Source organism: Streptomyces sp. NPDC048383 (assembly GCF_040651775.1).
Classification (GTDB): Bacteria; Actinomycetota; Actinomycetes; order Streptomycetales; family Streptomycetaceae; genus Streptomyces.
This window is the reverse complement of record NZ_JBEZKS010000111.1, coordinates 1-11486: the sequence shown is the minus strand read 5'-3', so window position 1 is coordinate 11486 and position 11486 is coordinate 1. Positions and strand designations below refer to the sequence as shown.

The 11486-nt window shown below is 68.2% G+C and carries 9 protein-coding genes and 2 pseudogenes; 4 read left to right on the top strand and 7 right to left on the bottom strand.

Annotated elements, in window-relative coordinates:
• Positions 1–104: 104 nt before the first annotated feature.
• Positions 105–485, bottom strand: coding sequence for a hypothetical protein (locus AB0D46_RS37755; protein WP_362884529.1), 381 nt, complete (start codon positions 483–485; stop codon positions 105–107).
• A 1131-nt stretch (positions 486–1616) separates the two neighbouring features.
• Here AB0D46_RS37755 and AB0D46_RS37750 point away from each other — a divergent pair.
• Complete coding sequence (locus AB0D46_RS37750; RefSeq protein ID WP_362884528.1) at positions 1617–2891, top strand: Helicase associated domain protein; 1275 nt, start codon at positions 1617–1619, stop codon at positions 2889–2891.
• Positions 2888–3280: a helicase associated domain-containing protein gene (locus tag AB0D46_RS37745; RefSeq protein WP_362884527.1), complete on the top strand. Its 393-nt coding sequence runs from the start codon at positions 2888–2890 to the stop codon at positions 3278–3280. Before AB0D46_RS37750 ends, AB0D46_RS37745 begins: the two co-directional genes overlap by 4 nt.
• Positions 3281–3419: 139 nt before the next feature.
• On the opposite strand, the gene AB0D46_RS37740 is transcribed toward AB0D46_RS37745, so the two are convergent.
• The 5 genes from AB0D46_RS37740 to AB0D46_RS37720 all read right to left on the bottom strand — a co-directional run bounded on the left by AB0D46_RS37740 (position 3420) and on the right by AB0D46_RS37720 (position 9589).
• Entirely contained in the window at positions 3420–3593 is a 174-nt protein-coding gene (locus AB0D46_RS37740; RefSeq protein ID WP_362884525.1) for a hypothetical protein, read from the bottom strand.
• A gap of 777 nt (positions 3594–4370) precedes the next feature.
• On the bottom strand, positions 4371–5138 hold the full coding sequence (locus tag AB0D46_RS37735; RefSeq protein WP_362884523.1) for an ATP-binding protein: 768 nt from the start codon (positions 5136–5138) through the stop codon (positions 4371–4373).
• Positions 5135–6886, bottom strand: coding sequence for a Mu transposase C-terminal domain-containing protein (locus AB0D46_RS37730; protein ID WP_362884521.1), 1752 nt, complete (start codon positions 6884–6886; stop codon positions 5135–5137). Before AB0D46_RS37730 ends, AB0D46_RS37735 begins: the two co-directional genes overlap by 4 nt.
• A 52-nt stretch (positions 6887–6938) precedes the next feature.
• The gene (locus tag AB0D46_RS37725; RefSeq protein WP_362884519.1) at positions 6939–7814 is read right to left on the bottom strand and encodes an ATP-binding protein; all 876 of its coding nucleotides are present in this window, start codon (positions 7812–7814) and stop codon (positions 6939–6941) included.
• Between the two features lie 944 nt (positions 7815–8758).
• A complete protein-coding gene (locus tag AB0D46_RS37720) occupies positions 8759–9589 on the bottom strand; it encodes an alpha/beta hydrolase (RefSeq protein ID WP_362884517.1) in 831 nt (276 codons plus the stop codon).
• Between the two features lie 76 nt (positions 9590–9665).
• Between AB0D46_RS37720 and AB0D46_RS37715 the strand changes: the two genes are divergently transcribed.
• Entirely contained in the window at positions 9666–10262 is a 597-nt protein-coding gene (locus AB0D46_RS37715; protein ID WP_362884516.1) for a sigma-70 family RNA polymerase sigma factor, read from the top strand.
• Positions 10263–10364: 102 nt separating this feature from the next.
• Here the strand turns inward: AB0D46_RS37715 and AB0D46_RS37710 are convergent.
• Positions 10365–11276, bottom strand: a pseudogene (locus AB0D46_RS37710) (IS5 family transposase).
• A gap of 82 nt (positions 11277–11358) precedes the next feature.
• Between AB0D46_RS37710 and AB0D46_RS37705 the strand changes: the two are divergent.
• Positions 11359–11486: pseudogene (locus AB0D46_RS37705) on the top strand (IS701 family transposase); the annotation flags it as partial.

Below are 11486 nucleotides of genomic sequence, written 5' to 3'. Positions count from 1 at the left end.
CTGATCAGCCAGCCAACGCCGCGCTGCCTCCTCGGCTTGCATCTCCACTCGGGAAGTATGACAAGCCTCGCAAGATCCAAACGAAACGGCCTAGTCTAGGGCTGCTACTCCTGTGGAAGCTGGACGAGCTTCACCGGCTTCCACGTTTCAGGCGGATAGGCATCCCGCGGCCTTGAGTCTGTAGAGGCCACAAGCCTCGCCATCCTGGAGAGCCGATGCCAGTATTCGGGACTGTCAGCCTCACCCAGCTCGGTGAGGATCGCGGTGAGCTGGGATCCACGCCAGTGCAGAACCCGAAAAAGCCGCACGTCCAAAACCCCAGCATTGTCCAGCCAGGTGTGCACACACCCGGCAATGTCAGCATCCACCAGAACAAGATCAAACCCTGCCCGATCCTGACCCGCCAAGCCGCGCGGGAAGGAAGCAGGCCTGTGCTCATCCCACAGCACGCGCACAGCAGCTATGACATCCGATTCATGATTCATCCCCACTATCATGACCGAAAGACTGGCTTCGCCGGCCTCAGGGCTCCCGCGCTACGCGCGGGAGGTGACCCCGTTTCACCGGGTCCGGGCCTACGGCCCGTTGGGTGTCCGCTCCGCTCCCACCCTCAGTCCTTCCGGCTCCGCCTCCAGGACCACAGCCCGCTCCGCGGGCAGCTGGCAGGGGCTGCGGGTGCGGTGTGCTGGTCCAGACGGCTGACTGCCGTGTTGTGGTGGTCGGCCGGGAACGTGGCTCTGCCACTCCCAGTCGGCACTACACGCGCGTTGTTGATGTACAGGGTCAGCAACCCGTCGTCCGGACACCTCAGGCCCATCGAGAGACCATAGATCCTGCGATCCTCAGTGAGAGCAACCGCAATGGCCGTCTCGAACACATCATGCCCTTCCGGACACCGGACATCTTCAGGCTTGCTCCAAGGAGCAAGAGATGAAGGGAGCGGGGTGTCTGAAGGTTCAAGCCTCCATGCGTACTGTCCAGGAAACCCCTCCTCCCCGCCATCCGATACACCCAACGGCAGGCAACACCCAACACACCAACACTCCCCGTTGAGCTCAAACTCCTCCCAACCGCACATCGCGCACCCGATCAACAGCGCCTCAACCCGCTCACCCCGTGCGGCCCCTCTCACCAATCGCAACAGAGCATCACGCCCCCCAGCCTCACCCACAGGCCCGACCCTCCACACATCTCCACTCCCCATGGGCCGGATCCTCCCACGTGACGGCCCGCTACACGGGTCAGGATGGCCGCAGAGGGAATGTCTGGACTGCCGGGCATTGGGGGCGGACTCGTCGGGGGCACGGATGTACGGGGGCCTTAGCGCATCCCAAATGATTCAACTTTGATAGGCGATAGATTCGGGAATCAAGCCCCCGGTACGGATCGAGCACCAGCCGACAGGTGTCAGCAATCAGCGAAACGGCACGTTGCTCAACCAACCTGCACAATCACATCTTGACCGACAACAACTGCAGGTCAGACAGCCCGGAAGTCCAGACGCTGCGCAGCTCCAATGAGCCAACCCATCACCAAACCCGCTCACCCAAACTGCACAGCCCCAGGTCAGAAACATGACGATTGCACAGATTCACTGACCGCCGACAACCGACCCCGTGGTGACCCCGCAGCCGCTCTACAGCGAGGAACGCCACGAGGAACGCCTGCGGGGTGAGCGGCTCACGGCGGTGCAGACGACCTTGCTGGAGACCATGGCCGAGCACGACCTGAAGACGACGATCACCTTCCATCACCGGACGGTCGAGGCGCAGGCTTTCGCGGAGGTCCTGGATCGTGTGGCGCGCCGGCTCCACGCCGTCGACCCCGGCCGGCATCCCGAGAGCGTGTGGACGGGGTGGCTGCGCGGGGAGCACGAGATGGAGCACCGGACCGCCGTCCTCGCCGACTTCGGCCGCCGCGCCGGCCGCGCGATCCTCGCGAACTGTCGGGTCCTGGGCGAGGGAGTCGACATCCGGGCCGTGGACTCCGTCGCCCTCATCGACCCGAAGGGGTCGGCCGTCGACATCGTCCAGGGCATCGGCCGGGCCCTTCGGCAAAAACCCGGGGAGGGGAAGATGGCCACGTTGATCGTGCCTGTGTTCCTCCGGGCAGACGAGAATCCGGAAGACATTCTTACGTCGAAGTCGTACGGGCCGCTGATTCGGGTTCTGAATGGGCTTAGGGCGCACGATGAACGCGCCGTCGAAATGCTGGCCATTCCCCAGGAGAATCAGAAGCGCATCGTACAGCCGTCGCGATCGATCGGTAAACCGCCCGCCGACGGCGAAGCGGAATCGCGTCTACTACTTCGGTTCGCCGCTCCGCGTGATCCCGCGTTGATCGCGAAGTGGATCAACTACCAGGTCCTGAACACCGAACGCCAGGACTGGCGGCGGGGTCTGGAGGCCGCCCTTCGGTACCAGGAGCGCGAGGGCGCCCTGGAGGTCCCGTACGACCACATCGAGGGCGCCTACCCCCTCGGACGCTGGCTCTCCGACCAACGGCGCGCCTTCCGGGCCGGACAGATGTCCGGGGAACGAGCGGCCGAACTGGAGCAGCTCGGGATCGTCTGGGACACCGCCGACGCCGGTTTCGAGCGGAACCTGGGCGCCGCGCGCGCCTACTACGAACTCCACGGCACCCTCGCCGCGCCGAGGCACGCGACCGCCCTGGACGTCGCGGTCGGGCAGTGGCTGACCAACGCCCGCCGGCCCGGCGGACTCGGCAAGGACCCCGACCGCGCCGCACGACGGGCGGCCGCCCTGGCCGCGATCGACAAGGACTGGAACCCGGCCGAACGCGGCTGGACCGTCGACTGGCAACGCCACCACGCCTACCTCGCCCAGCTCCTGGCCGAGGGGGCCCGCCTGTCCGCTTCGTGCCGGGGGTGACCCGGCACGGCGAGGACGTCGGCCGCTGGCTCACCACCCAACGCCGCGACTTCGACCGACTCACCGACGGACAGCGGGCCCGACTCGCCGAGTTGGGGGTAAGGAAGGCGCCATGGGCCCGTCAGACGCCCGCGAAGACGGCCGGGGCTGTCCCGTCCGGGCGTGGCGCGGTCGCCTTCCAGGCGGGCATTCAAGCCCTCGCGCAGTACCGGGAACGCGAGGGCGGGGGCGTTCCGGGTCGAGGTCACGTCGAGGAGCTCCCCGACGGGAGCTCGCACCGGACCGGGGTCTGGGTCGTGAATCAGAAGCAGCGCCGGAACCGGTTGGCCCCGGAGCAGCTCGCCGCGCTCGCCGAGCTCGGCATCGACTGGGCGGCGCCCGCCCCCTGACGCCGGGGTGGGCAAGCCTGCGCGCGGAGGGCTTGCCCAGGCGGGCCTAAGGCTTGCCCACCCGGCATGCGCAAGGTGGGCAAGCCCTTGACCACCTTGCAGTCACCGCAGCGCCGGCCGTAGGCGGGGCCGGTCCGGGTCATCGGGCCGCGATGAGGCCGAGGCAGGCGACGACCAGGGCGACGGCCGTCCCGGCCGCCGTGATCGGCGCGACGAGGACGGGGTGGCGGTGGGCGACGTAGCCGATGCCGCCCGCCAGGAGCAGCGTGACGAGGACCAGGAGCAGCAGGACGGCCAGGGCGAGCGAGGACACGGGACGGTTCCCTTCGTCGGGCATGCCAAGGTCTCGGCATGCGGTGGGGGTGGAGCGTCGGCGGGCCGGACGTCAGACGTCTCGGGCCGGCCGGACAGCAGAGTGCGACGGGCGGGGGTCAGCCCCGCAAGCCGACGATCGACGCCCTCACCTGACCACCGCGCGCGGGCCCATTCAATGAATCCTGGCCGCCGCTTTCGCAGCTCCTGGCCGTGGCTCAGCTATTGAATGGCGCCCGGATCAAGTGTAAGGGGAGCCGGCTCCACCGGGCTTGGCGGGCGTACCGTGGAAGTGCGGGCGGGACGTCCCCCGAAGGCTCGTCTTCACCCGGGCCGGGACACACGAGGGTGAACGTAAACCCTTCATCCACCCGCAGCCGAACGACAAGGCCCTGATACACCGTGGTGTATCAGGGCCGAAGTCGGACCGGTCGTACTGCCCCAGAGCGCTCTGGGCACCGGACCTGACCCGCACACCCATGTCGGCACGGACTGGAGCCGACCCTACCCAGGCGCAACCGTCAGGGACCCGTGTGCGGCCGCCTGCGGGCAACCGCCAGGGACTCAGGGACTCAAGGACTCATACCTCTTATGAGCTGGGGTTTTACCGGTGGCCAGTGTCACCGGGGTGACGTCGATCGGTGAAAGCAGGTGACGGCGTCGGGTAGTCGGTGCTGCTGACATCCCGTATGTCCCTCCCGCCGCGGCGGGAGAGCATCAACCCGCTTCTCCAGCGGGGACGAGCGGAGGGGGTCCGCGAGGGGTAGGGAGCTGCTGGCTAGCCGGTGGGGCCCAGTCGGCTGAAGGCCCACCGCAGTACTTCCTGGTCGACACGGGTACGGCCGGTGCGCTTGAGGGCGGTGTGGGTGTGGGCGGTCAGGCGGGCCCAGTTACGGAAGTTACCGTGCGCGGCACGGCTGTCGGTGAAGGTAATGTCGTCGGGATCGGCCTCGGCCCAGATGGGGTGGTAAAGCGGGATGACATCCAGGACCTCCTCGGGCGTGAGACGGCTGATGCGCTGCCAGATGAAGATCCGGGAAGAGAGCATCGGCTCCTTGCGCAGGGCCTGGTAGCAGCCTTCTCCTCCCACGAAGACGATCGCGAGCTGGGTGTAGGGGTCATCCCAGACGTAGCGGATGTACTCCAGCTGGTCGCTGGAGAGCCACTGTGCCTCGTCCAGGACGAGGGTGCGCGGATGGGTGGCGAGCTCGCTCTTGAGAAGGTGGTCGAACTCGCTGGCGTAGCGCGGGGGCTGGCCGGGCAGCTCCAGGGCGGTGAACAGCTCGTGACGCACCGCTCGGGTGGTGGCGCGAGCGTGGAAGGTGATGCGGCGGATATCCTCGCCGGGTTCGAGTTCGCGCAGACAACTGGTGACCGCCACTGTCTTGCCGAAGCCGGCGCCGCCATGGATGCACATCATCGCGCGGGCGGCGATCGTGTCGGCCAGGTTCTCCCGCACGGCGAGCAGCGCGCGGGTGGTCACGAGGCGGGCATCGGGCAGGGAGACGTACTGATCGGTGGGCGCCGGCGGCAGGTGAGGGGTCATGGCGTCTCTTCGCGGTCAGGGTCGGGCGTGGGGTCGGTGGGCCGTGTACGGGCCTTCAGAGCGTCCGGGGTAGCCCAGTCGGAAGGTGGCGGTGCGGGCGGGATCAGGTCGGGCAGCGCCAGCTTGGCGAGGTCGCCTTCGTGGTGGCGGGCCAGTTCCCGGGTGGCTTCGGTCGCGGTGAGCGCGTCCAGGCGGAGCGCGTCGGCGGGAGTGGTGGCGGGGGCAAAGCGGTCATGGCGGAGCTGTTCGGCGGCTTTGGCATCAGCCCGCAGGCGCCGGGCGCGCCGGGTGCGGGCGCGGCGCAACGCGGTGAGTTGTTCGTCGGTGGCCTGGTCGGCGAGGTGGGCGGTACCGAGGTGGCGGCCATGGGGTGTGCAGATTTCGATCTCGTGGGTGTGGTGGGGCATGAAGCGCACGGTGACCTCACGGCCGGCCTGTCCGGTCATCCAGTCGGCGATGTAGTCGCGGTTGCGGAAGCGGACCCCGTGGCTGGTGATGGTGCGGGTGCGGCCGTCATCTTCCAGCGTGAAGGTCCACACGTCCGCAGCTGGGACGTCGCTGAGCGGGGTCGGATCGGCCTGCCAGGCCTCCAGTGGGGTCGCGCCGTGCAGGCCGTCGGGGCGGTGCTCGGTGTTCCACCAGGTCACCCAGGCCAACAGCTCTTCAGTGAAGGCCTGGAAGGTCATCGGCGGCACATCAGCGAGGTCTTGGACCGGGCGACGGCGTGGCTTCTGCTTCTTGGGGGTGTAGCCGGGCAATGCCGCGAACAGCATCCGGCCTACGCAGCGGTTGAGGTTCTCGATGCCGCCCTTCAGGTGCGGACTGTAGGGCGGCAGCACAGTGATGTCCGAGTCCAGAGCGGTCAGCGCGGTGGACACAGTGCGGGACAGGAAGTCCCTGCCGCGGTCGAACCGTACGTGGGCGGGCAGCCCTCCGAAGGGCCCGTACGGGTCGCTGCGCACGATCGCGGAATGCAGCGCGGCCAAGATCGAGGCACGGGTCGGGCAACCGGGGGTGACCGCGACGCCGGTGACCGCTTTGGTAGCGCAGTCGATGAACCAGGTGACGTACGGGTGGACGAGGTCGCCGTCGGCCTCCACGCGGAGCGGGGCCTGGACGTGGTCGGCCTCCCAGACGTCGTTGCGCCAGGTCCGGGGGCGCTTAGCGAACACGTCGTGGGCGCGGGCGGCCTCAGGGCCCTTGCGGTAGCCGGCCCGCTCCCCCACTGTCAGGTCCCGGCGCACCGCGCGCAGGAACGTCGCCAAAGAGGGAACCGGATCCAGCACCGGAACAGCCATCGAAGGCGCACCGCCCGGGACCGTCGTCTTGGTGCCTGCCTCCCCGGTGGCTTCCTCGCTGGTGACCGCGGATCCGCTCGCCGACCGGGCACGGACGACGAGCTCACGGTGGACCGCGGAAGCGTTGCCGTGCCAGTACGCCAGCAGCACCCGGATCTCCTGCGTGACCTCGAACCGGCCGGCACGGCGGGCCCCCGGCTGGGCGGCGGTCTCGGGAGTGGTCATTGCCTCGGCCAGCCACCGCCACACCGTCCGCTCCGACACCTCCAGACACTGCGCCGTGGTCCCGACGTGCGCCGCACGGGTCAGCCGGCGTTCCGCGCGCAGCGCGAGCAGACGGCACACCGCCGGGGCCCGCAGCGCGGTCAACGACACCGCGTCCAGGGCAGGCTCGGCCTCGGAGGGCGAAGTGAGCTGGGGGGTGGTGCCTTGGAGAGCGGTCGCATCCATCCAGGTCCTCCCGGGCCTGTCGGTGGCGGGCATGACAGTGGGCAGGGAGCGGTCAGAGGTTGGGGCCCAGACGGGAACAAGCCCAGGTCAGCACCGCGTGATCGACTGTGGCATCGGTTCGGCGGTCCAGTGCCGCGTAGACATGAGAAGTGATCTTCGCCCAGGTCCGGAAGTTGCCCCGCCCGAAGCACTCGTCCGCACGTACCAGGTCCTCGTCGGCGGCGCTGTGCCACAGCGGATGAAACAGCCGCAGCACCGCGGGAACCTGGGCAGCGTCCAGGCGGGGGGAGTGATGCCAGGTCAGTACCCGCGATGCCAGGGCAGGAGCACGCGCCAGGGTGCGCTCGGCTCCAGCGCCGCACAACACCAGCGCCGTCCTCGTGGTCGGCGCGTCGGCCAGCAGACGCAGGTAATCCAGCTCCGGGGCAGCAATACGCTGCACATCGTCGATGACCAGCACCCCGGGCTCCGTCAGCGCCTCGAGCAGCGCCCGGTCAGCCGCGTCCGTCCGGCTCGTGAGTGCCTTCACCGGCAGACCGAACGCGGTGAGCAGCGCAGCCCGCAATTGCGGGAGCGCCAGCTTCACGCCTACCAGCGCCCGGTGGACCGGCATACGGTGCGGGAGCAGGCGCAACGCCTGATAGAGCGCGACCGTCTTGCCCTGGCCCGGGTCCCCATAGAGACACAGCACGCCCCGTGCCGCGACCGTGTGCGCGAGCGCCTCGGTCACCGAACCCACTTGCCGGGTCGACACCACGTGCGCGCCCGGTACATGCAGCCGCACCCCGTCGGTAAACAACGGCGGCTGGGCACCAGAACCACTCTCCCCCGGCCCACCCAGCCGCTCAGCAGCGGATACCGACGGGGCCGCACCGGCCTCATCAACCATGCCCGGCAACGCCAGCTCCGCCAACGCACGGTCATACACAGCAGGCTCCACCCGGGCCTGCCTGGGCCGTGTGACCCCCAGGACACGCCCAGCCTGCTGCTCCTGGCGCACCACCCGGTACAACGTCGCCAACGACGGAAGCCTCCCCTCAAGAGGTGCCTGGTCACCGGCCCGTTCCAACTCACGGCGCAACTCGGCAACGTTCCCGCCGAGATCCTCAAGCCGGGCCCACAACACGTCATCGAAGGTGAAGCCCCCACGCCGGACCGGCCCCATCTCACCCCCACGGGCCCGAGCCAGCCACCGCCACGCCGTCCGTACCGACACCCCGGCCGCCTCAGCCGCGATCCGTACATGCACCTTCTCAAGAGTCCCGGCCTCGTCCAACGCGAGCAGCCGGCAGACCACTACCTGCCGGGCCAGCCCCCGCTCCCGCGACCGGGACACCAGCGACCCACTCTCGTCACAACCGTCCTCACCCCGGCGTCCCAGCAAACGCGCGGGCGGTGAAACCTCTCCAGCCATACCCGCCAGCACACAGCACAGCCCTGATCCAAAGCACAGGAACATCCATCCCCGTGTCAGCCACCGACCCGGTGTGCTACGACCAATCCCCACCCCACGACAACAACTTGGTCACCCCGCGACAGCCGACACCTCTGCCACTCCCAAATAGAAGGACTGCTCAACGCACCATCACACGCACTCACACCCACTGACACCCAACCCACTGACACCACAACACACACTCACACAGGATGAGGCAGCCGCAGCCCCGGTGTAACACCCGGGCTGCCGGGCCTGGCCGGAGCCGTGGTGAAGACGACGTTGCCCGGGACGCTCAGCGTCCCGGGCAACACGCTGGGGGGCAGGGTTATTGGGAGATCCACGTCCAGCCGTCGCCGGTCACGGTTGCGGGGCCCGATCTCTTCCCACTGTGTAGTCATTCGCGCCCACGTCAGACTTCAGGGGCCTGAGTCAGGTCATCTGCGGAGGAACGCCGCCGTGGTCGCCACGAACCAGCCGGCGTTGTCGAGCCACGGATAGTGGCCTGCTTCCGGCTGGACAACGAGCGTGGCGTCAGGGAACGCTTCCGCGAACTCGGCCGCGGACACAGGCGGGCTGTTCAAATCGAACTCTCCGGTGAGGAGCAGAACGGGGGCCTTGCAGGAGGCGAGCGCCGCACGAGTGCTCTTCGGGCTGAAGGCGCCCTCGGCCGCGAAGAGAGCGACAGCTTCTTGGTTGCTCGGCTGGCTGGCTGCGTGGTGCTTCTGAGCCGTGGCGTCCCACCGACCCCAGAAGAAGGGGGCGACGGCTTCCCAGTCACTGCCCGTGCCCTCGGCGATCGCCCCCAAGGCGGCAAACGCCGCCGGGAACCACGGCTCGGTCTTCCTAAGCTGCGCGAGCTCGTGCCGCGTCTCTCCCGTGATTGCTATGCCGACAGCTCGGGTGCTGGGGCCGATGAGGGCGAGCTTGCTGACTCTCTCCGGATGCCGGGCCACGTATTGCGTCGCGATGTTCGTGCCGGCGGAGTGGCCGAGCAGGTCTATCCGGGGAAGGCCGAGGTGCTCGCGCAGTGCCTCGACATCGTCGACCTGACGATCGCAGCGGTAGGAGGAGGTGTCTTGGGGAATCGCGGACCGGCCGGTGCCGCGAAGATCCAGGACGATCAGCTGGCGGTGCGTGGACAGGCCGCCGAGGTCGCCTAGGTAGACGGAGTCCGTAGGGCCTCCTGGAACGCAGACGACCGGGTCGCCGGTACCGGTCACGCTGTAGGCGAGCTGCGTGCCATCAGGAGCGGTGAAGGTGGGCATGACGCGAATCCTGTCAGGGATAACCGGGTTGTACAACCTGGTTATATTGAGGAACGCTCTGCTGTATAACAGGGTTATGGCAGGCGAAGAGACCACACGGCGGACCCCCGGGGCCTTGACCGAAGAACAGGCCGGGCGGATGCTCGCCGACATGAACGAGGTCATCCGTGCGGGTGAGGAGATGCGGAAACTGCGCGCCGAGATGATCAAGGTGTTCGCGGATCTCGGCTGGACGCAGGAACGCATCGCACAGCTCACGGACATGAGCCAGCCCGCCGTTTCCAAGCAGATGGCGAAACACCGGACCAACGTCCCGCACCCCCCAATGGCCATCTCCCTCGATCAACACGACGCCCCCTGGCTCGAAGGCCGGCTGTGGGCTCTGGCCGAGCACATCTCGCAAACCTTCCACGAAACCGCCCGCTGTACCGGCCACGTGAACGCGCTCGCCCGAGGCAAGAAGCGCTTCACGCCCCAGACCGTCGACGAGCTGCGACGTCTCATCGAAGAGGACCTGAGGCGACACCGGGCAGAACTGCCTGCCGACTACCAGGCCGCGTACGACGAAATCAGCCGCGGCCTCGACCTTTCCTCGAAGGTCACCACCACCACATCAGCATCGGTACGCCGCTCCATCGCTCGCCAGATCCAGCGCGATCTACTTAAGGGGTGACGCGTTGAACCCTCCGAGAAAGTTCACCTGACGCTGGCGGCCCAGGCGTTCGCCTGGACCCCGACGACAGCCCCGCCGGCAGACCACGTCGATCTGGCCGCACTAGGCAGTGTCTGACAAATGATCACGGACTGGTTTCGCGGAGCCAGAGGATCAGCGAGGCCAGGACGACTCCGGCGCGGTAGCGGTCGGCGAGCTTGTCGAACCTGGTCGCGATCGCGCGGAACTGCTTAAGGCGTGCGAAGCATCGTTCGACCACGTTGCGGTCGCGGTAGATCTCTTCGTCGAAGGCGGGCGGGCGACCGCCGAGGCGCCCTCGGCGCCGGCGGTTGGCCGCCTGGTCGCGGCGTTCGGGGATCGTGACGGCGATGCCCCGACGCCGCAGCAGGTGCCGGATCGCCCGGCTGGAGTAGGCCTTGTCGCCCAGGACTCGGGTCGGTTTCGTGCGTGGGCGGCCGGTGCCGGCTCGCGCAATGCGGATCGAGTCGAGGACCTGACCGAAGGCGGTTGCATCGTTCACGTTGCCGGGCGTGAGCACGATGGACAGGGGCAGGCCCCGGCCGTCGACGGCAAGGTGGACCTTGGTGGTCAGCCCGCCCCGGGACCGGCCGAGGGCCTGACGCGTCTGCGAGCTGCCCGGATCTTCCAGTTCGTCCCCGCCCGCTGCCCCTTTTTACGGGCGCCGGCGGCCTGCTGGTGGGCGCGGTTGACCGTCGAGTCGACGGCGATGGTCCACTCCACCCGGCCCACCGCGTCGTCACGGACCTGCACATGCTCCAGGAGCCTTGCCCAGGTGCCGTCCGCCTCCCAGCGGGCGAACCGCTCGTAGACGGTCTGCCACGGACCGTACCGCTCCGGCAGGTCGCGCCACGGAGCCCCGGTCCGCAACCGCCACAACACCCCATTGACCACCTGCCGATGATCACGCCACGGCCGACCACGCCCGTCCACCTGCGGCAACAAGGGCTCCATCCGCTCCCACGCCGCCTCCGTCAACTCACCTCGACCTGTCACAAGATCAATTATCAGACAGGCTCTAGTAGGACTCCGTTAGGTCCTCTGGTTGGGGCTGTTCGTGGGTGGGCATGTCGGATGCGTGGATACGCGCGAAGTGGACCGTGTGCGGGCCGAGTTGGCGTCGTATGTGGCTGACGTGTTCGCCTCTCTGAGGCGCAAGGACCAGCGGGCCAAGAGTGACTGCTACCTGCGGGGACTGATGCTGGA